Consider the following 23,517-nt stretch of genomic DNA (forward strand, 5'->3'; position numbering starts at 1 on the left):
CCGCCGATGCGGTGCTCGAGGCCGGGGGTGCCGGGGATCGCCCACGGGCGGGCCAGGGTGGCGTCGTCACGCAGGTAGGGCCAGAACTCGGCATCCTCCCCTTCGCCGTGGTTGGTCTGGGTGGCGAAGTCGGGGTCGATGGTGGGGAGCTCGTCGAGGGAGGGGATGCGCCAGGGTTCGGAGCCGTTGGCGAGGTAGCCGTCGGAGAGGATGATGACGGGGGTGCGGTAGGTGATCGCGATCCGGACCGCTTCCACGGCGGCGTCGAAGCAGTCGCCGGGGGATTGGGGGGCGATGATCGGCAGGGGTGCTTCGCCGTTGCGTCCGAACATCGCCTGGAGCAGGTCGGCCTGCTCGGTCTTGGTCGGCAGGCCGGTCGAGGGGCCGCCGCGTTGGACGTCGACGACGATGAGCGGCAGCTCGGTCATCACGGCCAGGCCGATGGCCTCGGACTTCAGCGACACCCCCGGACCCGAGGTGGTGGTGACGCCGAGCTGGCCGACGAACGCGGCACCGATGGCGGCCCCGACGCCGGCGATCTCGTCCTCGGCCTGGAACGTGGTGACCCCGAACCCCTTGTGCTTGGACAGCTCGTGGAGGATGTCGGAGGCCGGGGTGATCGGGTAGGAGCCCAAGAACACCTGGAGCCCGGACTGCACGCCGCCGGCGATGAGGCCGTAGGACAGGGCCAGGTTGCCGGTGATGTTGCGGTAGGTGCCCGCCGGCATCGGGGCGGGCTTGACCTCGTAGCGCACGATGAACGTCTCGGTGGTCTCCCCGAAGTTCCAGCCCGCCTTGAACGCCGCGAGGTTCGCGTCGCGGATGTCGGGGACCTTCGCGAACCGCTTGGTCAAGAACGCATCGGTGGTCTCGGTCGGACGGCCGTACATCCACGACAACAACCCGAGCGCGAACATGTTCTTGGCCCGCGAGGCGTCCTTGCGGGACAGCCCGAACTCCTTGACCGCCGCCACCGTCATCCCGGTCAGGTCCACCGGATGCACCGCGTACTCGCCCAGCACGTCCCCATCGAGCGGGTTCGCGGTGTAGCCGGCCTTGGTGAGGTTGCGGGCGGTGAAGTCGTGGGTGTCGACGATGATCGTCGCGCCCTTGGGCAGGTCCCCCAGGTTGGCCCGCAGCGCCGCCGGGTTCATCGCGACCAGCACGTCCGGGGCATCACCCGCGGTGAGGATGTCGTGGTCGGCGAAGTGCACCTGGAACGACGACACCCCCGGCAACGTGCCCTGCGGAGCACGGATCTCGGCCGGGAAGTTCGGCAGCGTCACCAAGTCGTTGCCGAACGCGGCCGTCTCCTGGGTGAACCGGTCACCGGTCAGCTGCATCCCATCACCAGAGTCCCCGGCGAACCGGATGATCACGCGATCCAGCTGCTTGACCTGCTTCACGGATGGAGTCACCGCCTCAGGCCTCGAGGAGGGCGATGGCCCGCTCCGGGCAGGAGCCGGCAGCATTGCGCGCGAGATCGACCTGGTCGGCCGGCACGGCGATCTCCTGGCCTCGGACGGTCACGTAGCCCTCGTCGTCGTCCTCGAGCAGGTCAGGGGCGAGGGTGTAGCAGCGCCCGTGCCCCCGGCAGAGGTCAGCGCCGACGCTCAGCTTCATGCCGTCACCTCCCACGTCAGCGGCAGCGACAGCAGAGTCAGCATCGCTCCGCCTCCGCGCTCCATCAACGGCTCGTCTGCTGCCACCTCGAAGTCCGGGATGACCCGCAACCACTCCTCGACGGCGACCTGCATGACCATGCGGGCCAGGTGCGCGCCGAGACAGCGGTGGGGACCACCTGCGAAGCCGAGGTGGTTGTTGGACTTGCGGTCCACGATGAACTCGTCCGGCTGGTCGTAGACCCGAGGGTCCCGGTTGGCGCCGGACACGAGCCCGTAGACCATGTCGCCCTTGCGCAGCGGGCAGCCGTGGAACTCGGTGTCCTGGGCCACCTTGCGGCCGTCGCCGAAGATGATCGTGTAGAGGCGCAGGGACTCCTCGACCGCGGACGGGATGAGGGCGGGCTCGGCGATCAGCCTGCGTCGGTCGTCCGGGTTGTCCGCCAGGTGACGGAAGAGGTAGCCGAGCTGCCCACGGGTCGTGTCCAGCCCCGCCAGGACGAGCACCGTGAGGATGTCGAGGATCAGGTCGTCGCCGAGCGGCGTGTCGTCCACGCTGCTGTGCATCAGCAGCGAGACGAAGTCGTTCTCACGCGGCTGCGCCTCGCCTCGACGAGCCTCCAGCACGTCGATCCAGTACTGCCGGATCCCGCCGAGCGCCGCACCCATCGCCTGCTGCTGCTCGAGGTCACCGCCGAAGCCGGCGAAGAAGTCCTCCACCCAGGGGACGAAGAGGTCGGCGTCGGAGCCGGGCACGCCGATGATCGTCAGGAAGATCTCGGTGGGCAGCCGCATCGCGAAGTCGGTGACGAAGTCGCACTCACCCCGAGCGGCGAGGTCGGCCACCAGGCGCTGGCCGATCTCGTGGGCCTGGGGGGCCACCCGGCCGACCGCGTTGGGGGCGAACCAGCGGCTGATCAGCTGGCGGTACTTGGCGTGGTCCGGCGGGTCGATCTGGGTCGGGACGAACCGGTAGGCCGGCTCCGGGTCCCACGGCGTGATCGACTCGCTCGAGAAGATCTCGGGGTGCTGGTACATCTCGCGCACCTCGTCGTAGCGCGTGAAGACCCAGTAGCCCTGCGCGTGGGTGTTGAAGAACGTGGGGCTCTCCTCACGCAGCTCGTTGGCCTTCTGCCAGTGGCTGCCGACCTCCAGTGGAGGGGAGGCGTCCAGGTGGATGACCGGACATCCGCCAGGCACTCGGTCGGCGATCTGGGGCTGGTCACCCGCTGCCGGTTCGGTCACGGTCATCGCACTCTCGCTTCTTTCGCAGGGACTAAAACTGAGTTCGGTTCAGTTTGAACTGTAACGTGGCTCACACGGGGCCGCAAGGCCCGATTGTGCGGCTTGGACGACGAGTCGAGGCCGAAGGCTCACGCCTCGGTCCGTCGCCGGACGGTCCCGTCGGCCAGCCGATCCATGCCGTCGCGTGCACGGGTCATCCGTCTCCCGGGAAGGGGGGTGGGTGGTGGTCCGGCACCGCCGAGCGGTGCCGGACACACCTCGGTGACGGCTCAGGCCTTGCCCCAGAGCTTCTTCCACTGGGCTTCGTAGTCCTCGACGACCGGGAACGCCGCTGACGTGTCGTCCGGCGCCGTGTCCTTCTTGACCAACCAGTACGGAGGGCCGGCGTCGATGAGCGGGACGCCAGCCCAGTGCCGCGCCAGCGCATCGAGCATCAGGTAGTCGTAGGAATAGAGGTCGGCCGGGACGAGCGCCGCGATGGCCCCGGCCTCCATGTCGGCGAAGTTCTGCGACCCGCCGCCCTGGCCGACGACGGTGACCTTGTCGCCGAGCCCGGCGGCGTTGAGTGCGGCCGGCAGACCGGCTCCCAGTGCGTCAGTCACGGACAGGGCCACGTAGTTCACCTGCGGGTGGCTGCGCAGGTAGGAGACGATCCGGTCGGGAGCGTCCTTGCCCAGCGAGGTCAGCGGGATGTCGATGCTGTCGACGCTGCACGAGGAGCAGTACTCGCCCATCGCCTCCTCGAAGGTCTCGCCGACCTGCTCCAGGATCTCGAACGCGGAGATGTTCACGTACAGCGCGTGCGCCTTGCCGCCGCTGTCGCTGACGACCTCGGCGGCGAGGTAGTCGCCGATCGGGCCGTTCTGCCCGGCCGTCGCGGTGTTGTAGAGCAGCCCGTCGCCCGCAGCGGCCAGCGAGCAGCACGTCACGAACTGCACACCGGCCTTCTTGGCATCGGCGATCTGCTTGGCATAGGCGTCGGCGTCCGCGGCATTGAGGATGACGGCGTCCGAGCCGTTGCGGATCGCCGCGTCGATGGCGCCCTGGACCTTCTCGGGCGAGCCGTCAGTTGCGACCTGTTCGACGGTCCAGCCGAGCGTGGCTGCGCCCTCAGCCAGGATCGGTCCCTGGATGGCGCAGGCCTCGACGCCGCAGCTGACGAAGGTGATCTTCTTGCCCGTGGGGATCGGCTTGTCGATCGGCGTGTCGATGGGGATCGAGGTGGGCCGGACAGCCGCCTCGGCGACCGTCTCCTTGGCTTCCTCCAAGCCGGCGGTGTCTACTGACGACGACGAGGTTGCCTCGCTGGTGGAGCCACAGGCGGAGACGGCGAGCAGGAGGGCGACTACCGGGACGGCCGTTGCCATCCACTTGCCACGCCGACCCGTGCGTGGGCATTGTGCGGACATGATTCTCACTTTCTGTGTGGAACTGCCGGTCCCGAGACGTTGGGGGTGTTCATCGCGACGAGACGCAAGGCCCGATCAGCGGTGGAGCTGGTTCAGCACGGCCGCCACCTGGTCGGGGATCGACACCATGGCCATGTGGCCGGACTCCAGGAACACGGTGTCGCCACCGACGATCCGGGACGAGCGTTCCTGCAGGTCGGGCGGGTAGCAGTGGTCCTGGGTCAGCCGCACGTAGGTGCGGGGCACGTCCACCGTCAAGCCCGAGAGGTCGACGACCTCCGACAACAAGGCGGCTGACTCGTCGACGACCTGGTCCAGGGTCCAGGCGGTGTCGGGTTCGGAGAGGTCGTTGCACAGCATGGCCTCAGCGCCCGCTCGGTCCTGGTGGTAGATGCCGTCGCCGATCGAGGACTCGACTGCCGACCGGACCTCGGAGTCGATCTGGTCGAGCACCCGGGTGCCGTCCTGAGGAACCACGGCAGAGAGGAACACGACGTGGCGCAGGCGCGGCGCCAGCGCCGCCATGGCGCGGGGGACGGAGACGCCGGCGAAGGAGTGGGCCACCAGGACGATGTCGGAGAGGTCGGCATCCAGGACGTCCCGGACGATCGCGTCCTCGCAGTCGGTGAGGGTCACCGACCTGAGATCGATGTCTGACCGTGCTGCGCGCCCCGGTAGGTCGACGGCGATGGTGTCGCCGTCGAGGAGTGGGACGAGCCGCTGCCAGCACTCGGCACTCATGCCGGCGCCGTGGACGAGTACGAAGGACATGCGTGCCTCTTGTGTGTCGGGCGGATGGGTGAGCTGATGGATCGAGACGATCGCTGGGTCCGGCACCGACGAGCTCGGTGCCGGACCCACCGTCACGTGGTCAGGACTTGCCCCAGAGAGCCTTGAACTGCGCTTCCGTGTCGAGCACGAGCGGGAACGGCTTCGACGTGTCGTCGGGAGCCGTGTCCTTCTTGACCAGCCAGAACTGCGGTCCGGCCTCGCCGACCGGGACTCCCGCCCAGTGCCGCGCCAGGGCGTCGATCATCAGGTAGTCGTAGGCGTAGAGGTCGGTCGGGACCAGCGCCTCGATGTCGCCGGCTTCCATGTCGGCGAAGTTCTGCGAGCCGCCGCCCTGGCCGACGATGGTGACCTTGTCCGCGAGCCCGGCGGCCTTCAGAGCGGCGGGCAGACCGGCGCCGAGTGCGTCACTGACGGACAGGGCGATGTAGTTGACGTCCGGGTGGCTGCGGAGGTACGAGACGATCCGGTCGGGGGCGTCCTTGCCGAGCGAGGTCAGGGGGATGTCGAGGGAGTCGACGGTGCACGAAGGGCAGTACTCCTTCATCCCTGCCTCGAACGTCTCGCCGACCTTCGCCAGGATCTGGAACGCCGAGATGTTCACGTAGAGCGCGTCGGCCTTGCCGCCGCTGTCGCTGACGACCTCGGCTGCGAGGTAGTCACCGATCGGAGCGTTCTGCTCGGAGGTCGCGGTGTTGAAGAGGAGCCCGTCGCCCGTGGTCGCGAGCGAGCAGCAGGTCACGAACTGCACGCCGGCAGCTGCGGCATCGGCGATCTGCTTGGCGTAGGCGTCCCGGTCGGCCGCGTTGAGGATGACAGCGTCGGAGCCGTTGCGGATCGCTGCGTCGATGGCGCCCTGCACCTTCTCGGGCGAGCCGTCGGTCGCCACCTGGTCGACGGTCCAGCCGAGGATGCCTGCGGCCTCAGCCAGGATCGGGCCCTGGATCGCGCAGGCCTCGACGCCGCAGCTGACGAAGGTGATCTTCTTGCCGGTGGGGATCGGCTTGTCGATCGGCGTCGTGACGGTGATCTTCGTCGGCCGCACCGCGGCCTTGGCGACCGTCGCCTCGGCAGCCTCGAGGCCGGCGTTGTCGACGGGCGCGTCCGAGGACGCGTTGCTTTCGGAGCCACACGCGGAAGCGGCGAGCAGAAGGGCGACGACCGAGACGGCCGTGCCTGCCCAGCTCGAACGCCTGCCGAGGCGAGGACGGAGTGCGGTCATGATTCCTACTTTCGTTGTGGACTGCTGGGTGCCGAGACGCTGAAGTTCCCTCGCAACAGATGTGCGCGAGCGGTCATGCTGAGACGTCCTTGCTGGGGGCGGTGGCGTCGTCGCCGTGGGAGGGCTCATCGAGAGCTGCGGGGCGCGCGGCGAGGGTCGTACGCCGCTGCAGGCCGGTGACCATCAACGCCGCGATCAGCACGATGCCCACGAACAGGGCTCCGGACCACTGAGGCGCGTTGGCCAGGCCCAGCCCGGTCGTGCCGGTCCCGAGGAGCAGCACCGCGATCAGGGTGCCGCCGGCGTTGAACCTGCCGTTCTTGAGCTGGGTGGCGCCCAGGAAGACCGCCGCGAAGCCCGGGAGAAGGTAGGGCGTGCCCGCAGTGGGCGAACCGCCGCCCAGGATCGAGGCCAGCACGATGCCGGCGGATCCTGCCAGCACTCCGGATGTCACCAGAGCCAGGAACTGCAACCGGGCGACCTTGACGCCGGCCAGCCGCGCCGCGTCGGGATTGAAGCCGACGGCGTACAGACGTCGTCCGGTCGCGGTGTGCTCGAGGAGGTACCAGATGCCGACGGCCACGACCGCGAAGTAGAAGACGGGCAGCGTGATACCGCCGACGGTGGTCTGTCCGATCGTGGCGAACCCGCCTGCCAGCTTCGCGTCGCTGATCGGCGTGTCGTTGGTGACCATCGTGATCAGCGCCTGGATCAGCGAGCCGGTGGCGAGGGTGGCGATGAACGAGTCGATCTTCATGGCCACCACGACCGTTGCATTGATGAGGCCGACGACGAGACCGATGAGCACGCCCAGGAGGACCGCGAGGACCAGCGGCACGCCGTCGACGACGAAGTGGGCGACCGCGACACCGCAGAGCGTCATGTTGAGGGCGAACGACAGGTCGAACACCCTGGCCGCGAGCGGGATGGTGACCGAGAGGGCGGCCAGCCCGGTGATGGCGTTGGAGTTCAGGATCTGCTTGGCGGTCATCAGGTTGGGGAACGTCTCGGGCACCCAGATCGAGAAGACCACGATGATCGCGAGCCACACGTAGACGGCTCCGACCTTGTCGAACGCCAGGAGGGTCGCCCAGCGCGAAGCGGCACTCGTGGTGGTTCGCCGCGACTCGCGCGGCACGGCCGGCGTCACGACCTCGTCCTCTGTCTTCACGCTCATTGCTCCGCTCCTTCGATGGCTCTGATCAGCACGTTCTTCGTCAGCCCCTCGGCTTCCAGCTCCTCGGCCACGACGCCGCCCCGGAGCACGAGGATCCGCGTGCACAGGGCGAGCAGGTCGCCCTCGTCGGAGGAGGCGACGACGACCGTCAGTCCGTCGGCGGCCAGGTCGGCGATGATCTGGTAGATGGACACACGGGTGCCGATGTCGACGCCGGCGGTCGGCTCGCACAGCACGAGCACGCGGGGGCTCACCGCCAGGCAGCGCGCGAGGATGACCTTCTGCTGGTTGCCGCCGCTGAGCGTCGAGATCGGGGCCGACGGACCGGTGCTGACCACCCCGAGACGCCGGCTCCACGACCGGACGAGGGTGGCCTCGTCCTTGGCCGAGAGTCGACCTCGGCTGCCGAGGCGCCGAAGGGCCGACAGCGAGATGTTCTCGCCGACCGTGAACTCGGCGACGACCGCCTCCGTCTGCCGGTCGGCCGGGACGATCGGGATGTCGAGGTCGGCGGCGCGCTGGACGTCGTACCAGTCGGGGGAGACGGTCGGGAGGCGGATCTCTCCCCGCGCGAGCTCACCGGCCTTGCCGGCCAGCACGTAGGGCAGCTCGAGAGCGCCGGCACCGGCGAGTCCGGCGATGCCGAGGATCTCGCCGGCTCGGGCCTCGAGGTCGACGCCGCGCAGCCACTTGCCGTGGATCCCGCGCGCCTCGATCGTGACGGGTTGGTCGACCTGCTCCACCACGGTGGCCCGGAAGTCCGGATCGATGTCGTCGCCGACCATCCGGCTGGCGAGGCTCCGCGAGTCGAGGCTCCCGACGTCGTACGTGCCGACGCGCCGCCCGCCACGCAGGACGGTGACCCTGTCGGCGAGCGAGAAGATCTCGTCCATCCGGTGCGACACGTAGAGCACGCTCGTGCCCCGTCGGCGCACCTCGGCGACGACCTCGAAGAGTCGCTCGACCTCCTCGTGGGGGAGCACGGCGGTGGGCTCGTCGAGCACGAGGACGCCACCGCCGTCCCAGCCCTGCAACGCAGCGGCGATCGCCACGACCGTCCGCTGCACCGGGGTCGCGGCAGCGAGGGGACGGTGGATGTCGAGGTCGACGTCGAAGGCGGCGAGCACCCTGCGGGTCTCGGCCTCCTGCTGGCGCCAGAGCACCCGACCGCCGCGGCCGCGGGCGAAGCCGCCGTGCAGGGCCAGGTTGTCCTGGGCGCTGAGCTCGAGGATGAGGCCGAGGTCCTGGTGGACGAAGCGCAAGCCGTCGGGCACCGACCTGCCCACCTCGAAGGGGACCCCGTCCATCTCGGCGTGGGCGCCCGGGTCCGCCGAGTGGTAGCCCGCGAGCAGCTTGATGAGCGTCGACTTGCCCGAGCCGTTCTGCCCCATGAGGGCGTGGACCTCGCCCGGTGCGATCTCGAGCGACACGTCGTCGAGGGCCCGGGTTCCGGGGAACGTCTTGGAGAGGTGCTGGACGTCCAGCACGGGTCCGTGCCGGGGGGGCGGTGCGGCATCGGGGGCCGTACCGGAGCGCAGATCGACCTGCGGAACGCGCATGGGATTCGCCGCCTTTCCCACCGTCAGACGAGGTGAGTTGAATTCACTTCGGTTGGAACCATGGCACGTCGAGGGTGTGACCGCAACCACATGGCGGCACAAATTTCTCCGCTGGTTCCGGCTCTTGTGGTCCTCGTCACCATGCTCTAAATTGAATCGAACTGGGTTCAATTCGAGCCCGTCACGTGCACCGGCACCACGAGTCCGTCACCGAGTGGAGGCATCCCATGTCAACGATCGATCACCAGGCGTTCTTCATCGACGGAGGCTGGCGCCAGGCCCAGACCGACGACCGCTTCGAGATCGTCTCCCCGCGCTCGGAGCAGGTCATCGGGCACGTGCCCGCGGCGTCCAGGGCGGACATCGACGCCGCCGTCGGAGCCGCTCGCCGGGCCTTCGACGAAGGGGAGTGGCCCCGGCTGACGCCGGCCGAGCGAGCCGACTACCTCACCCGCATGGCGGACGCGATCGCCAAGCGTCAGGAGGAGCTCGCCGAGCTCATCACCGAGGAGCTCGGCTGCACGCTGTTCCTCTCCCAGGTCTACCAGGTCGTTTCGCCGGTGATGAGCCTCAACTACAACGCCGAGATCGGCCGCGGGCTGGTCACCGACCAGGTGCGCCTCAGTGACCTCGGTCCGCTGGCGGCGAGCTCCGAGGGCGGCAGCATCATCCCGATGGCCGGCGCCAGCCTCGTGACCCAGGAGCCGGTCGGCGTGGTGGCCGCGTTCCCGGCCTACAACTTCGCGTTCCCGGCGGTGCCGCAGAAGGTGGCGCCCGCCCTCATCGCCGGGTGCACCGCGGTGGTCAAGGTGACCGAGCCCAACCCGCTGGCGACCTTCATCTACGGAGACATCTGCGCCGAGATCGGTCTGCCGCCCGGTGTCATCAACATCGTCGCCGCGCGGGCGCCGGAGGCGGAGTACCTCGTCCGTCACCCGGGCGTGGACATGGTCAGCTTCACCGGGTCGGTGCAGACCGGCGCCAGGATCGCCGCCGCGTGTGGCGAGCTCATCCGTCCCTGCGTGCTCGAGCTCGGTGGCAAGTCCGCGGCGATCGTCCTCGACGACGCCAAGCTCGAGGACGCGCTGCCGGTGCTCATCGGCGCGAGTGTCGGCACCAACGCAGGACAGAGCTGCGTCGCGCTCACCCGCCTCGTCGTCCCCGCAGCGCAGTACGACGACTACGCCGAGGCGCTCGTCGAAGGGTTCAGGTCCCTGAAGATCGGTGACCCGATGGAGGCCGACACGGTCATCAGCCCGTTGGTCACCGAGCGTCAGCGCGACCGCGTGGAGGAGTACGTCGAGCTCGCCCGCAAGGAGGGCGCCACGATCGCCACCGGCGGCCGTCGACCGGCGGGCCTCGGCCGTGGCTGGTACTTCGAGCCGACCCTGGTCACGGACGCCGACAACTCCATGCGGGTGTCTCGCGAGGAGATCTTCGGCCCGATGACCTGCCTCATCGCCCATCACGGCGAGGACGACGCGATCCGGATCGCCAACGACAGCGAGCTGGGCCTGTCGGGCGCCGTGTTCACGGCCGACGACGTCCACGGGTTCGAGGTCGCCCGCAAGGTGCGAGCCGGCACGTTCTCGGTGAACACCTTCGCCGCGGACCTCGGCTCGCCGTTCGGCGGCTACAAGAAGTCCGGCATCGGGCGCGAGCACGGGCCGACGGCCTACCAGGAGTTCCTGCACTACAAGACGATCTCGGTCGACCCCAGCCGGGCCCTCCCCGAGTCCGTGACGGCCGGCGTGCCCCGCGGCACCGGCCCGGGCACGCACTGAGTCCGCCGGAGCAGGCGATGGATGACCAGTTCCCGCACGTCTTCTCACCGTTGCGCATCGGCGGCTTCGACGTCCGGAACCGACTGGTGGCCCTGCCCGCCGGGACGAGCCTGGTCGAGCACGGCATCCCCACGCACGGCGACGTCGAGCACTTCGAGAGGCTCGCGGCCGGGGGTGTCGGGCTGGTCGTCGCTGGTGCGATGGTCGTGCACCCGACGTCCGCGCTGAGGTCCGGCAAGCTGGTCGAGGCCTACCTCGACGCGGTCGTACCGGCGATGGCGGCGAAGGCCGACGTCGTCCACCGCCACGGCGCGAGGTTGGTCGGGCAGCTGTGCCACCTCGGACGCGAGTTCATCGGCGGCGAGTCCGACCACGCTCCGGTGGCCCCGTCGGCGATCAAGACCGTCCGCGACGCCTATCCGCCGCACGTCCTCACGCACCGCGAGATCGACGACATCGTCGAGGGCTGGCGGGTGTCGACCACGCACCTGGTCGAGGCCGGGCTCGACGGGGTGGAGATCCATGCGGCGCACGGCTACCTGCCGGCTCAGTTCATGTCCCCGCTGACCAACCGTCGCACCGACTCCTTCGGAGGCTCCTTCGAGAACCGGATGCGGTTCCTGCACCTGGTGATCGAGGCGATGCGCGAGGTGGCGCCGGCGGGGTTCGCCCTCGGCGTCCGGCTCAGCGGCGAGGAGGAGGTGCCCGGTGGCATGGGCATCGAGGACTGCGTGCGGATCGCGGAGGACCTGGCCGCCCTCGGCACGGTCGACTACTTCAGCATCACCCACGGGACCCGGGGAAAGTACGTCAAGGACTCCACCGGCCCCGACGCAGTGGCTGTCCCCTCGGCGTCCCGCGTCCGTGCGGCCACCGGCCTGCCCACCATCGTCGGCCAGCGGATCCGCGACGTCGGCACTGCCGAGCACGTCATCAAGGCGGGGCACGCCGACCTGGTCGGCATGGCCCGGGCGCTGATCGCCGACCCCGACCTGCCGACGAAGTCGCAGTCCGGGCGTCTCGACGAGATCCGCGGCTGCCTCGGCATCAACCAGGACTGCCGGGCCTTCGACCCCCACCTGCACTGCGCCGTCAACGCCGAGGTGGGCCGTGGCCGGCTGCCCGGCGCGGGGGTCCAGGTCGACCGGCCCAAGGAGATCTACGTCATCGGCGGCGGCCCGGGTGGTCTGGAGGCGGCCCGGGTGGCCGCCGAGCGTGGGCATCGCGTGACGCTCTTCGAGCGCGAGACGGTGCTCGGCGGAGCCGTACGCGTCGCAGCCGCCTCACCGCACCGCGCGACCCTGATCGACATCGTCGACTACCTCGACCGGGAGACCAGGCGGCTCAAGGTCGACGTCAACCTCGGCGCCACCATCTCGGTCGAGGACCTCGAGGAGATCGCCGGCATCGCCGACCACGTCGTCATCGCCACGGGCTCCAGCGCCGGGGTCCTGCCCCACGCGCTCGCCTCGCGGGGAGCGGTCTCGGTCGACGACGTCCTGACCGGACCGGTCGGACAGCGCGAGCCCGGTCACGCCGTCGTGTACGACGAGGGCGACGGCTTCTGGCCGGCCTACAGTGCCGCCGAGGCGCTCGCCCAACGGGGCTGGCAGGTCTCCTTCGCCACCGGCCTGACCGCACTCGCTCCGCGCGTGCCGGCGGAGAGCGTCGGCCCGCTCCTGCAGCGCCTCGGGGACGCGGGCGTCGCGCTGCACGTCGCACACCGGCTGCTCGTCCCTGACGACGCCGCCGGTGCGGTCGTCCTGCAGCCGCTCTTCGGCGGGGCGGACGTCCCCGTCGCGGCCGACCTCCTGGTCTGGCACCAGCCTCGGACCGTCGACGACGTGCTGGTGCGCGCCATCGCGCCCGGCGCCACCACGACGGCGATCGGTGACTGCGTGACGCCGCGCCGGATCAGCCATGCCATCGCCGAGGGCTACCGGCTCGGAGCGACCGTCTGATGCCCCCCGAGAACCCCCAAGAGACCACAGAGAAGGAAGAGCCATGACCAGTGTCGAGGACCGGATCCTCATCGAGGACACCATCTACCGCTATGCGTCGAGCATCGACTCGGGCAACCCGGACGCGCTGGAGGACGTCCTGCACCCGGAGCTGTGGGCGCAGTACGGCAACGCCGAGCCCGCACGAGGCGCCGACACCGTGATCGGCTGGATCCGGGAGGCGACCAAGAACTGCGTCTGGCAGCACCACCTGCTGAGCGTCTACCACGTCGACGTGCAGGGCGACTCCGCGACCGCCCTCGTCTACCACACGTCGTACCAGAAGTTCGAGGGCGACGACGACGTCTGTGTGCTCGTCGGCCGCTACCACGACGAGCTGATCCGGCACGAAGGCACGTGGAAGATCTCCCGGCTCGTCTTCGAGATCATGTGGGGGGAGCGCCGCGCGGACACCGCGGGCTACCTCGAGGCGGTCGGTGGCCGTGGCCCGCAGGTGCCGAACTGGCCATGATCGAGGCAGCCGTGCGTCCCCGCACCGGGACGATGTCGGCCTACCGACTCTCCGGCTGGGGTCGACCGGTGGACCTGGTCGACGTAGCAGTGCCGGTGCCGCGGGGCCCGGAGGTGTTGGTCGAGGTGAAGGCCGTGGGCCTGTGCCACTCCGATCTCTTCGTGATGTCCTGCGACGAGGGAGTGCTGCCCTACGACCTCCCGCTGACCCTCGGACACGAGGTGGCCGGCCGTGTCGTCGCCCTCGGAGACGGGGCGAGCTCCTCACTCCTCGGGCGGGACGGCGTGGTGCACGGCGTCTGGTCGTGCGGCGAGTGCCACAACTGTCGCCGCGGGCAGGACAACTACTGCATCGCACTCGCCGGGCGGGTGGGCTGTGGGCTCGGCCGCGACGGGGGACTGGCGGAGTACGTCCTGCTGCCCGACGCTCGCCACTTCGTCACCGCGACCGGAGTACCGCCGACCATGCTGGCGCCGCTCGCCGATGCCGGCCTCACCGCCTATCACGCGATCCAGCAGCACCGCGACGCCCTGGTCGGTGAGTGCGCGGCCCTGGTGATCGGTGTCGGCGGCCTCGGCCACCTGGCGGTCCAGATCCTGCGGGCCACCACCTCGGCGCGCGTGGTCGCCTCCGACCCCCGACCCGAGGCGTGCGCCCTGGCCGAGAGGCTGGGCGCCCACCATGCGGCGACGTCGGTGGACGAGGCGATGCGGCTGGCGGCCGCCGCTGGGCTTCCAGGAGCAGACGTCGTCCTGGACTTCGTCGGCTCGGACGAGACCATGCGAGTCGGTGCCGCTGCCCTGGTTCCCGGAGGTCGACTGGTCGTCGTCGGTGGTGCTCGCGGCAGCATGGCGGTGGGCAAGGGACTGGACCTGCCCCTGGGCTGGCAGGTCAGCGCCCCGTTCTGGGGCTCTCGGCAGGATCTCGTCGCCGTCGTCGAGCTCGCCGAGCAGGGCCTGCTCGAGCCGGTCATCGAGGTGGTGTCGTTCGGCGAGGTGCCCGATGCTTACGCGCGGCTGCACGACGGTGGGGTGACCGGGCGGCTCGTCGTGGTTCCCTGACGACTGGTGGGGCCGGCTCGGGTCTACGTGACGACGCGAAGCACCGCGTCAGAGGTCAGCACACCGATCTCCTCGAGCGAGTGCGGACCGCCCGGGCGATACCAGCGCCACACGCCGACGACGAGCGCGAGGGCCATCCGTGCGGACAGCTCGACGTCCCGGTCGGCGAAGGCGCCGCTCTCGACTCCGCGCCGGATCAGGTCGGTCCATGCCTTCTCGATGTCACGCACCAGCGCCCGGGAGCGCAGTCGCTCCTGCTCCTCCTTCTCCGAAGGTCGCTCGGTGCTGAGCAGGTCGAGGTGGTTCTGCAGGATCCGGCGCTGGAGGGCGTCCCGCGCGCTGGCCTCGTAGGCAGAGCGGACCGCCTGGGCGAGCGCCTCCGCCGGATCCTCGATGGACCCCGTCACCTCCTGGAACCGAGCCAGCGACTGGGTGAGCTCGAGGCGCATGATGGTCAGCAGGCAGTGGGCCTTGGACTCGAAGTAGTGGTAGAGCGCCGTCTGCCCGATGCCGACGTCGTCGGCGATCGCCGCCCACTTGGTGTGCTCGTAGCCGTCGCTGCCGAAGCGGTCGACGGCGGCAGCAACGATCGCCGAGCGCTTGGAACGCGCGCTCTCGGTGCGCGGGACTGTCGATGTCTCCATGGCTCCCCTTCCCGAGACGTGGTCGCTCAGGGTAGCGCCACACGTTCCTGGATCGGCTCTGTCGATGTCTCCCGAGCTGTTGCCGGGGAGGACGTGAACTGATATCACTTCAAGTATGGCTCCTCATCCGCGTCCTCCACAACCTCGGCCGCCCGGGCAGCGAGACTCGTGACCCGCGTCGGACGCGAGGTCCGGGTCCGGGGCTACCCCGCGGGCCCGGTCACGACCGGCGACTTCGAGGTGGTCGAGGTAGAGGTCCCCGGCCCTGCGCCCGGAGAGGTGCTCGTCCGCAACACGTGGACGTCCGTCGACCCCGGACTGCGCCTGCGACTGCGACCAGATGCTCCCGCCGGCTACTTCGTCGCCTTCCCGCTGGGGGAGCCGATGGACGGGGTGATGGCAGTCGGCGAGGTGGTCGAGTCCTGCGCCGAGGGCTTCGCGGTGGGCGACACCGTCACGCACGCCAAGGGCTGGCGGGAGTACGCCGTCGTCGACCCCGCCGAGGTCCAGCTCGGCGGCATCGGCACCCTCACCCGTGTCGAGCTCGAGGGGGCCGAGGCGTCGTGGTTCCTCGGCCCGCTGGGAGGTATGGGGCTCACGGCGTACGCCGGCCTGCACGTGGTCGACGCGCTGCGAGGAGGAGAGACCGTCTGGGTCTCCGCCGCAGCGGGGGCGGTCGGCAGCCTCGCGGTGCAGATCGCCAGGCTCAGCGGGAACCGGGTGATCGCAAGCGCCGGATCCGACGACAAGGTGGCCTGGCTGCAGGAATCTCTCGGCGTCGAGGCGTTCAACTACCGCGACGGCCTCGACGACCGGCTCGGCGCACTGGCGCCCCACGGCGTCGATGTCTGCTTCGACTCGGTCGGGGGGGACCATCTCGAGGCGGCCCTGGATCACCTCGGCCGCAACGGCCGGGTCGCGATGTGCGGCTCGATCTCGGACTACGAGTCGGAGCCGAAGGGTCCGCGCAACCTGTTCCTCGCGGTCTCCAAGGACCTGACCTTGCGCGGCTTCCGCGGAAGCAGCAACCTGCACCTGATGCCTGAGATGCGGCAACTGATCGCGGGCTGGCTCGCCACCGGCGAGCTCGTGCACCGCGAGACGGTGTTCACGGGCCTCGAGTCCGCCCCTCACGCACTGGCCGAGATGATCGCCGGGCGCACCATCGGCAAGACCCTCGTCAGCATCGGCTGACCCGACAGACAGGATCGACATGACGACGATGGAGCGACGCCTCAAGGACAAGGTCGTGTTCCTCAGCGGGGCGACCGGGGGCCTCGGCCTGGCGACGGCCGAGCGTCTCGCCGAAGAGGGCGCACACCTGGTGCTCACCGATCTCGACGAGCAGGCGTGCCAGGCGCTGGCAGACGACCTACCGGGGACCGGTCGGCACGTCGTGGCGCGTCTCGACGTCGCCGACGAGACCGGGTGGCTGGAGTTGGCCGCGCTGATCCAGCGTGAGTACGGCCGGCTCGACGGCCTCGTCAACAATGCCGGGATCGGCAGCCTCGCGACCGTCGAGGAGGAGACCCTCGAGCACTGGAACGCGGTGATGTCCGTCGACTCCACCGGCGTCTGGCTCGGGATGAAGCACCTCGGTCCGATCATCGCCTTGTCGGGCGGTGGCTCGATCGTCAACCTGTCCTCGATCCTGGGGACCGTCGGCGGCCTCGGCAACAGTGCGGCGTACCACGCGGCGAAGGGTGCGGTCCGCACGCTCACCAAGAACGCCGCCCTGCACTGGGCCACCAGCGGCGTGCGGGTCAACTCGCTGCACCCCGGCTTCATCGGGACCGCCCAGCTGCTGGAGCGCTACGAGGGCACCCCGCGGCACGAGGCGATGCTCGCCAACACGCCCGTAGGCCGCCTGGGGCGAGGCGACGAGATCGCGGCAGTCGTCGCCTTCCTGGTGAGCGACGACTCGACCTTCATGACCGGCTCCGAGGTCTATGCCGATGGCGGCTACACCGCGCGCTGAGCCGTCAGCACGCGAGGTGGAGGGTGCGCCCGCTGCCGCGTACGAGCAGGGGGTCTGTCGCCGCCGGTCGCTCCGCTCCCGTGGGGACGGACACGGCGAGGTAGTCGACGTCGTGGAGCCGCTCGGACCAGCCCGTCAGCCGAGCCTCCAGGATCACCCGACCCGGGCCTTGGACCGTGCCCTGGGGAACGGTCAGGCGGTCGTAGCCGATGAAGGCCCCGGCGCTGCCGACGAGGCGGCAGGCCAGCTCGTGGCGCATCCCGTCGAGCATCCGCAGCAGGTCGGCTGCCGACAGGGTCTCGCCGTCGCCGATGTCGACGGCCAGCCACTCGCGCACCGGCTCCGGGGCGGCAGGCAGGGGAGGGGATGGACGCTGCATCGTGGTGGGTCCGCTCATTGGTCCGCTCCTGCCACTCGATTCCCGGGCTGGGGCTTCCACGCTACGGCGAGTCCTGTCGATTGTCAACAGTTAACGGACCCGCGCAGTCACGCTCAGCCGGGCGGCCTCCTGAGGCCGTAGCGGGCGACGACGTCGTCCAGCCACGGAGCGTTGCCGAAGACCAGCCCGTGATCGGCGGCGAGCGCGGCGAGGCTCTCGGGGTCCGGCGGGCCGGCCGAGGCCAGCTCCGTCACGCCCCAGAAGAAGTGCTCGAAGCCGGCCGGGCTGATGATCTCGATCATCCGTGCCGGGCTGGAACCGGCGTTCCACATGGTGTGCGTCTCGCCCCGCGGCTTGGTGATGTAGCCGCCGGCGCCGAGGACGACCTCCCGGTCGCCCGACCGGAAGCCGATCTCTCCGTCGGTGACGATCGAGTACTCGTCCTCACGCGTGTGCATGTGCGGCGGGACGCACGCGCCGACCGGGAACGGATGCTCCACGACGGACACCTGTCCGTTCGTCTGCTCACCGAAGAGCTTGAAGACCACGCCGATGGTTCCGAGGGTCCGTTCCTCGCCTTCCCCTGGTCGTACGACGGTCAGCTCAGGTGCCCTGGCACTGCTCATGGTGTTCACCCTTCGGAAGATTTGGCAATACAGTGTTGTATCTCCAAATGGTCGTCCCGGAGCGAGAGGGTGTCAATGCGTTGAGCGAGCAGCAGGGTCCGGTGCCGAAGCGGGCCTACCAGAAGGCCAAGCGCGCGGAGGACGAGCAGCGCACGCGCGGACGGATCGTCGACGCGGCGGAGCACCTCCATGGCTCCCTCGGGCCTGCCCGGACGACGGTTTCCGCGGTTGCCGACTGCGCTGGTGTCACGCGCGCCACCGTCTATCGACACTTCGCCGACGAGGAGGCGCTCTTCCTCGCCTGCTCACGGGAGTGGCTGTCGCGGCAGCAGCTTCCCGACCCGAGTGCCTGGGGGCTCATCGACGACCCGGCCGAGCGACTGCGCACGGGCCTGATGGACATCTACGGCTTCTACCGCCGCGGCGCGCAGATGATGACACTCATCCATCGCGATGTGGAGGCGGTGCCGGCCGTCGTCGTGGCCGGCCGGCGCTCACGCGAGCAGGAGTGGCTGCACGCGCTCCTGAGGCCCCTGCCCGGCCACCGCCGCAAGCTGGTCCGGGCTGCCGTCGCGCACGCCACGAGCTTCACGACGTGGCAGTCGCTCTGCGGCGCACACGGCTTGTCCGACCGCTCAGCGGTCGAGCTGGTGGTGGGGATGGTCGAACGCGCCGCTCAGCGCTGAGGGAACTCGATCTGCGGCGTGCGCCCGATGAGCAGCCGGCGACACCTGTCGCCGGCGCCGTCGAGCATGGCGGAGGCGTTGAACGACGCCTCGAAGTCACCATCGCGGGTGGTGCGGCCGAGCACCAGCTCGACGTCGCCGACCCGAGCACCTTCGGTGACGTGGTGGACGAGCACGCTCTTCTCCCGCTGCTCGAGGTAGGCCTCGAGGCCGGCACGGTCACCCACGAACTCGGCGGACTCGCCCGCGCCCCTGGAGAACTGCACCGACATCACGAAGTCGTCCGTGATCAGGTCGAGCACCCGCTCGGGCTCGTCGGAGTCCATGATCTCGAACCACCGCTCGAGGAAGGGCGTCGCCGTCATCGGTCCTCCACCAGGACGTGGTCGGTGTCGAAGGTGACCTGATAGCTGGCGATCAGCCCGTCCGCGCCGAGCCGTACGCCGGAGAGGAACCGTCCGGTCGTGGTGGGCCCCTCGGTGACCTTCCCGTAGACGAACTCGACATCGGCGTCGCGTGACTGCCGCAGGACCACGTGGGCCCGGTTGGACACGCCGCGGGCCCCGAGGTAGCCGCCCATCTCCGTGCGTCCGAGGCCGCGCCTGGCCCCGGCGGGCAGCACGATCGTGAAGCGCACGTCGGGGTCGAGCATGGCGAGGGCGTCGTCGAGGCGGTCCTCGTCGACGGCCCGGTAGTAGCGGGCGAGGGTGGTCTCGGACATGAAACTGAAGTTAGTTCAACTTGGGGGCCTTGTCGAGACCGTGGGGGTTGCCAACCGGGTGCGCAGCGCCCTAAATTGAATTCAAGTCAGTTTGCTTCTACCGGCACTCAACCTCGCGAGGGACCATGGACCATCCGGCACTCGCCCCCGATCCCAGGCCGGGCGACGGTGCGTCGGCACCGTCCCCGGCCTGGCACCAACCCTGGCCCGAGGCCGATGCGTCCGTCCTCGCCCCCGTGGCCGAGCACGAGGACCTCCGCAAGGTGGTCCGCGACATCCTCGGCGCCCACGCCGACCACGAGCAGGTACGCCGAGCAGCAGACGGTCCGCTGGGCTACTCCGCCGAGCTGTGGAAGCTCCTCAACGACGAGATGAGCGTGGGAGCCATGGCCGTGCCGGAGGACCGAGGCGGACTCGGTGTCGGCCTCGGGATGGTGGCGGTCGTGCTGGAGGAGGCCGGTCGGGCCCTGCTGCCTGAGCCGCTGCTGGTCTCCGCCGTGCTCGGTGTCCGTGCCGTCCTGGCCGCACCGCTCGGCAGCATCCCCGGCGAGCTCGTGGACGGCCTGACCGCGGGACACCTGGTCGCCGCGCTCGCGACCGGACCGGGCGCCGACGCGTCGCTCGCCGCCACCGGGACCGACGGAGCGCTGACGGTCTCCGGACGGGTCGGTCGGGCCCTGCTCGGCGCGACGGCCGACCTGATGGTGGTCGTCGCCGACAGCGCCGGGGGAGAGGCGCTCCACCTCGTCGACCTCCGCCACGTGCGTGAGGCCGAGCGCCGGCCGCTGGAGGTGCTCGACCACACCCGTCGACAGGCCGCGGTCGAGCTGGTCGCGGCCCCGGCACACCTGATCGCCGGACCGGAGCACGCAGGGGCTGTGCTCGCCGACCTGGACGTCGTACGCCGCATCGTGCTGGCCGCCGAGCATGTCGGCATGATCGAGGCGATGCTCGACCTGACCCGCACCTATCTCGGGCAGCGCGAGCAGTTCGGGCGTCCCCTGGCCTCCTTCCAGGTGATCAAGCACCGGCTCGCCGACGTGCTCGTCGACCTGGAGCGCGCGCGGTCGGCAGCCCGCTACGCCGCTGCGGTCTTCGTCCAGGATCCCGGATCCGCCGAGCTGCCTGCTGCTGTCGCCGCTGCCGTCGCGACAGAAGCGGTGATCCGGGTCGCGCACGAGACGGTCCAGCTGCATGGCGGGATCGGCTTCACCTGGGAGCATCCTGCCCACTACTACCTCCGCCGCGCCCTCGGTGACGAGGCGGTCTTCGGCCCGGCCCACGCGCACCGCGCGCTTGTCGCAGAGCTGCTCGGCGTCTGATGCGCGACGTGATGAGAGATGTCGCCCCACGGCCTGACGTGGCCGCCGTGCGACCGGGGGAGGAGCTGGACTGGCCCGCGCTCGAGGACTACCTGCGCGCCCACCTCCCCGAGGTGCGCGGCGAGTTCTCGGTGCTGCAGTTCCCCAACGGCTCGGCGAACCTGACCTACCTGGTTCGCTTCGGCGACGAGGCACTGGTCGTCCGGCGACCCCCGTTCGGCACCATCGCGGCCGGGGCGCACGACATGCGGCGCGAGCACACGGTGCTGTCGCGGCTGCACGGGGCATACCCGCGAGCGCCCCTGGGACTGCACTACTGCGCGGACGAGTCGGTCATCGGCGCCCACTTCCTGGTGTCCGAGTACCGCACGGGCGTCGTGGTCTGGGACCGGGTGCCCACCCAGCTCGACGTCGGACCGGATGTCGGCCGTCGGATCGGGTTCGCCGTGGTCGACGCGCTCGCCGACCTGCACCTGGTCGACCACCACGCCTGCGGGCTGGGCGAGCTCGGTCGACCCGACGGCTACCTCGAGCGACAGGTCGGTGGCTGGCAGCGACGGTGGGAGGCGGTCGCGCTCGACGGGCGGGGGACCCTCGACCGGGTGGGGGAGCTGCTCGTCCGCCACCTCCCGGAGTCCGGTCCGCCGGCCCTGGTGCACAACGACTTCAAGGTCGACAACTGCCAGTTCGCCGCCGGTGATCCGGGAGTGGTCACGTCGGTCTTCGACTGGGACATGGCGACGCTCGGCGACCCGCTCACCGACCTCGGCACGTTGCTGAACTATTGGCCCGACGGGACCACTCCGGCTGAGGGCGTACCCGGTGTGGAGCACGTCGGTCTGCCGCGGCGGGACGAGGTCGTCCAGCGTTACGCCGCAAGGACGGGCCTGGACCTGACGCGACGCGATGTCGCCTGGTACGAGGCGTTCGGCTGCTGGAAGACAGCAGTGATCCTGCAGCAGCTCTACGTCCGGCACCTGCGCGGCGAGAGCGCGGACGACCGGATGACCGCGCGGGGCGAGCAGGTCGGTCACATCGCCGCACGGGCCCTCGCGCTCGCCGAGACCCTCTGATCACAAGGAACAACATGACGATCGACCTGACCCATGACCCTGCCGTCACCGAGCTGGCGGCCCGGACCGCCGCGTTCGTCGACGCCGTCGTCGCGCCGGAGGAGCTTCGGCTCGGCGGTGTCGCGACGGACGGCGGCGAGGCGCTGCGGGTGCGCCTCCAGGAGGCCGCCCGCGAGGCCGGCGTCTTCGCACCGCACGTGGCGAAGGAGTACGGCGGACAGGGACTCGACATGCGCGGTCGTGCCGTCGTGTTCGAGGAGGCCGGTCGGTCGCTGCTCGGCCCACTCGCTCTCAACATCGCCGCTCCGGACGAGGGGAACATGCACCTCCTCGAGGCGGTCGCCACGGAGGAGCAGAAGGAGCGCTACCTCCGGCCGCTCGCCGCTGGGAGCGTCCGGTCCAGCTTCTCCATGACCGAGCCCGCACCCGGCGCCGGCTCGGACCCGGCCGCGCTGGCGACGACGGCCACCCCCACGTCCGGAGGCTGGCTGGTCAACGGCCGCAAGTGGTTCATCACCGGGGCCGACGGGGCGGCGTACACGATCTGCATGGCCCGCACCTCGGGGCGTCCCGGCGACCGGGGTGGCGCGACCATGTTCCTGATCGACGCGGACACGCCCGGCATGAGGATCGTCCGGCACATCGACACCCTCGACCAGGGCTTCTTCGGCGGCCACTGCGAGATCGAGCTCGACGACGTCTTCGTGTCCGAGGCCTCGGTCCTGGGCGCGGTGGACGAGGGCTTCGCCTACGCGCAGGTCCGGCTGGCGCCGGCGCGCCTGACCCACTGCATGCGCTGGCTCGGGATCGCCCGCCGGTCGCAGGAGATCGCGGTCGCGCGGGCGAGGGAGCGCGAGCTGTTCGGCTCCCGGCTGGGTGACCTCGGCATGGTGCAGGCGATGATCGCGGACTCCGAGATCGACATCGCGGCGTCACGGCTGCTGATCTGGCAGGCGTGCACCGAGCTCGACGACGGTCGCAGCGCCGCCCAGTCCAGCTCGATCGCGAAGACGTTCGTCGCCGAGGCCGTCGGTCGGGTCGTCGACCGCTCGCTGCAGATCTGCGGCGCGCTGGGCGTCTCGGGGGACATCCTGCTCTCGCGCTACTACCGGGAGGTGCGGCCGTTCCGCATCTACGACGGCTCGTCGGAGACACACCGCTGGGCCATCGCCAAGCGCCGGCTGCGCGAGGGCGCGGCACCGGCCGTCACCGAGGAGAAGAGGACCGTCCATGCCTGAGGTCATCGCGCCGTCCCGCACCATCGCCTACGCCGACCTCGTCGACTCGCTCGGAGCCCGCTTCGGGCCGACGCCGTGGTCGATGGTCACGCAGCCGCAGATCGACGCCTTCGCCGACGTCACCCACGACCACCAGTGGATCCACGTCGACGAGCAGCGGGCGAGCGCGGGACCGTTCGGCACCACCATCGCCCACGGCTACATGACGCTGTCGCTGGTGCCGTTCTTCCTAGGCCAGCTGCTGGAGGTGACTGGCATCTCGATGGCGGTCAACTACGGCCTGGGCAAGGTGCGCTTCCCGGCCGCGGTCCCTGTGGGCTCGAGCCTGCAGGCGTCGGCGGAGGTCGTCGACGTGGAACCGCAGGACGGGTCCGTCCGGCTGACCCTGAGGGTGTCGATCGGCTGCGACCTCGTCGACCGTCCGGTCTGCGTGGCGGACGTCGTCATCCTGTTCGTCGGCTGACTCACCCTGACCCGGGGGCCCGAGCACTCGGCTCGGACCCCCGGACA

At 70.2% G+C, this 23,517-nt stretch carries 24 protein-coding genes; 11 read left to right on the plus strand and 13 right to left on the minus strand.

Annotated features, from left to right (window positions below):
• The 8 genes from J3P44_RS16975 to J3P44_RS17010 form a co-directional block, all read right to left on the minus strand.
• A partial coding sequence (locus J3P44_RS16975) for a 2-oxoacid:acceptor oxidoreductase subunit alpha (RefSeq protein ID WP_372496626.1) occupies window positions 1–1,472 on the minus strand: 1,472 nt, incomplete at its 3' end.
• On the minus strand, window positions 1,423–1,623 hold the full coding sequence (locus tag J3P44_RS16980) for a ferredoxin (protein WP_255891645.1): 201 nt from the start codon (window positions 1,621–1,623) through the stop codon (window positions 1,423–1,425). The genes J3P44_RS16975 and J3P44_RS16980, both read right to left, overlap by 50 nt.
• Window positions 1,620–2,873 carry a cytochrome P450 gene (locus tag J3P44_RS16985; RefSeq protein ID WP_255891646.1) on the minus strand — a complete coding sequence of 418 codons (1,254 nt, stop codon included), beginning with the start codon at window positions 2,871–2,873 and terminating at the stop codon, window positions 1,620–1,622. The genes J3P44_RS16980 and J3P44_RS16985 overlap by 4 nt, the downstream gene beginning before the upstream one ends.
• A gap of 263 nt (window positions 2,874–3,136) precedes the next feature.
• Entirely contained in the window at window positions 3,137–4,234 is a 1,098-nt protein-coding gene (locus J3P44_RS16990; protein ID WP_255891647.1) for a sugar ABC transporter substrate-binding protein, read from the minus strand.
• 117 nt (window positions 4,235–4,351) lie between these two features.
• Window positions 4,352–5,047, minus strand: coding sequence for an alpha/beta fold hydrolase (locus J3P44_RS16995; protein WP_255891648.1), 696 nt, complete (start codon window positions 5,045–5,047; stop codon window positions 4,352–4,354).
• 100 nt (window positions 5,048–5,147) lie between these two features.
• Window positions 5,148–6,287, minus strand: a complete 1,140-nt coding sequence (locus J3P44_RS17000; RefSeq protein ID WP_255891649.1) for a sugar ABC transporter substrate-binding protein — start codon at window positions 6,285–6,287, stop codon at window positions 5,148–5,150.
• Between the two features lie 73 nt (window positions 6,288–6,360).
• Window positions 6,361–7,464 carry an ABC transporter permease gene (locus tag J3P44_RS17005; RefSeq protein WP_255891650.1) on the minus strand — a complete coding sequence of 368 codons (1,104 nt, stop codon included), beginning with the start codon at window positions 7,462–7,464 and terminating at the stop codon, window positions 6,361–6,363.
• Window positions 7,461–9,023 (minus strand): sugar ABC transporter ATP-binding protein, encoded by a 1,563-nt coding sequence (locus J3P44_RS17010; RefSeq protein ID WP_255891651.1) that lies wholly within the window; start codon window positions 9,021–9,023, stop codon window positions 7,461–7,463. The genes J3P44_RS17005 and J3P44_RS17010 overlap by 4 nt, the downstream gene beginning before the upstream one ends.
• A gap of 227 nt (window positions 9,024–9,250) precedes the next feature.
• Here J3P44_RS17010 and J3P44_RS17015 point away from each other — a divergent pair, with 227 nt between their 5' ends.
• The 4 genes from J3P44_RS17015 to J3P44_RS17030 are packed head-to-tail and all read left to right on the plus strand — an operon-like array spanning window position 9,251 to window position 14,340.
• Complete coding sequence (locus J3P44_RS17015) at window positions 9,251–10,807, plus strand: aldehyde dehydrogenase (protein WP_255891652.1); 1,557 nt, start codon at window positions 9,251–9,253, stop codon at window positions 10,805–10,807.
• 17 nt (window positions 10,808–10,824) lie between these two features.
• On the plus strand, window positions 10,825–12,768 hold the full coding sequence (locus J3P44_RS17020) for an oxidoreductase (protein ID WP_255891653.1): 1,944 nt from the start codon (window positions 10,825–10,827) through the stop codon (window positions 12,766–12,768).
• A gap of 43 nt (window positions 12,769–12,811) precedes the next feature.
• Window positions 12,812–13,279, plus strand: a complete 468-nt coding sequence (locus J3P44_RS17025; RefSeq protein ID WP_255891654.1) for a nuclear transport factor 2 family protein — start codon at window positions 12,812–12,814, stop codon at window positions 13,277–13,279.
• The gene (locus J3P44_RS17030) at window positions 13,276–14,340 is read left to right on the plus strand and encodes an NAD(P)-dependent alcohol dehydrogenase (RefSeq protein ID WP_255891655.1); all 1,065 of its coding nucleotides are present in this window, start codon (window positions 13,276–13,278) and stop codon (window positions 14,338–14,340) included. Before J3P44_RS17025 ends, J3P44_RS17030 begins: the two co-directional genes overlap by 4 nt.
• Before the next feature lie 23 nt (window positions 14,341–14,363).
• Here J3P44_RS17030 and J3P44_RS17035 read toward each other — a convergent pair whose 3' ends face one another.
• Window positions 14,364–14,984: a TetR/AcrR family transcriptional regulator gene (locus J3P44_RS17035; protein WP_255891656.1), complete on the minus strand. Its 621-nt coding sequence runs from the start codon at window positions 14,982–14,984 to the stop codon at window positions 14,364–14,366.
• A gap of 168 nt (window positions 14,985–15,152) precedes the next feature.
• Between J3P44_RS17035 and J3P44_RS25600 the strand changes: the two genes are divergently transcribed.
• Together J3P44_RS25600 and J3P44_RS17045 are read left to right on the plus strand one after the other, a co-directional pair.
• Window positions 15,153–16,178 carry an NADP-dependent oxidoreductase gene (locus J3P44_RS25600; protein WP_255891657.1) on the plus strand — a complete coding sequence of 342 codons (1,026 nt, stop codon included), beginning with the start codon at window positions 15,153–15,155 and terminating at the stop codon, window positions 16,176–16,178.
• 19 nt (window positions 16,179–16,197) lie between these two features.
• Entirely contained in the window at window positions 16,198–16,962 is a 765-nt protein-coding gene (locus tag J3P44_RS17045; RefSeq protein WP_255891658.1) for an SDR family NAD(P)-dependent oxidoreductase, read from the plus strand.
• A gap of 4 nt (window positions 16,963–16,966) precedes the next feature.
• On the opposite strand, the gene J3P44_RS17050 is transcribed toward J3P44_RS17045, so the two are convergent.
• Entirely contained in the window at window positions 16,967–17,359 is a 393-nt protein-coding gene (locus J3P44_RS17050) for a hypothetical protein (protein ID WP_255891659.1), read from the minus strand.
• A 95-nt stretch (window positions 17,360–17,454) separates the two neighbouring features.
• Window positions 17,455–17,967, minus strand: coding sequence for a cupin domain-containing protein (locus tag J3P44_RS17055; RefSeq protein ID WP_255891660.1), 513 nt, complete (start codon window positions 17,965–17,967; stop codon window positions 17,455–17,457).
• Between the two features lie 80 nt (window positions 17,968–18,047).
• On the opposite strand from J3P44_RS17055, the gene J3P44_RS17060 reads away from it, so the two are divergent.
• Window positions 18,048–18,653, plus strand: coding sequence for a TetR/AcrR family transcriptional regulator (locus J3P44_RS17060; RefSeq protein WP_255891661.1), 606 nt, complete (start codon window positions 18,048–18,050; stop codon window positions 18,651–18,653).
• On the opposite strand, the gene J3P44_RS17065 is transcribed toward J3P44_RS17060, so the two are convergent.
• Together J3P44_RS17065 and J3P44_RS17070 are read right to left on the minus strand one after the other, a co-directional pair.
• Entirely contained in the window at window positions 18,644–19,018 is a 375-nt protein-coding gene (locus J3P44_RS17065) for a hypothetical protein (protein ID WP_255891662.1), read from the minus strand. The genes J3P44_RS17060 and J3P44_RS17065 overlap by 10 nt on opposite strands.
• Window positions 19,015–19,374 (minus strand): nuclear transport factor 2 family protein, encoded by a 360-nt coding sequence (locus J3P44_RS17070; RefSeq protein WP_255891663.1) that lies wholly within the window; start codon window positions 19,372–19,374, stop codon window positions 19,015–19,017. The genes J3P44_RS17065 and J3P44_RS17070 overlap by 4 nt, the downstream gene beginning before the upstream one ends.
• Window positions 19,375–19,499: 125 nt before the next feature.
• Between J3P44_RS17070 and J3P44_RS17075 the strand changes: the two genes are divergently transcribed.
• From J3P44_RS17075 to J3P44_RS17090, 4 genes are read left to right on the plus strand one after another with little or no spacing between them, the layout of a single operon-like run.
• Window positions 19,500–20,696: an acyl-CoA dehydrogenase family protein gene (locus tag J3P44_RS17075; RefSeq protein WP_255891664.1), complete on the plus strand. Its 1,197-nt coding sequence runs from the start codon at window positions 19,500–19,502 to the stop codon at window positions 20,694–20,696.
• A gap of 11 nt (window positions 20,697–20,707) precedes the next feature.
• Window positions 20,708–21,769: a phosphotransferase family protein gene (locus J3P44_RS17080; protein ID WP_255891665.1), complete on the plus strand. Its 1,062-nt coding sequence runs from the start codon at window positions 20,708–20,710 to the stop codon at window positions 21,767–21,769.
• A 14-nt stretch (window positions 21,770–21,783) separates the two neighbouring features.
• Window positions 21,784–23,007, plus strand: coding sequence for an acyl-CoA dehydrogenase family protein (locus J3P44_RS17085; protein ID WP_255891666.1), 1,224 nt, complete (start codon window positions 21,784–21,786; stop codon window positions 23,005–23,007).
• Window positions 23,000–23,470, plus strand: coding sequence for a MaoC family dehydratase (locus tag J3P44_RS17090; protein WP_255891667.1), 471 nt, complete (start codon window positions 23,000–23,002; stop codon window positions 23,468–23,470). The genes J3P44_RS17085 and J3P44_RS17090 overlap by 8 nt, the downstream gene beginning before the upstream one ends.
• Window positions 23,471–23,517: the final 47 nt, after the last annotated feature.

Origin of the sequence: Nocardioides astragali (genome assembly GCF_024436375.1) — a bacterium.
Classification (GTDB): domain Bacteria; phylum Actinomycetota; class Actinomycetes; order Propionibacteriales; family Nocardioidaceae; genus Nocardioides; species Nocardioides astragali.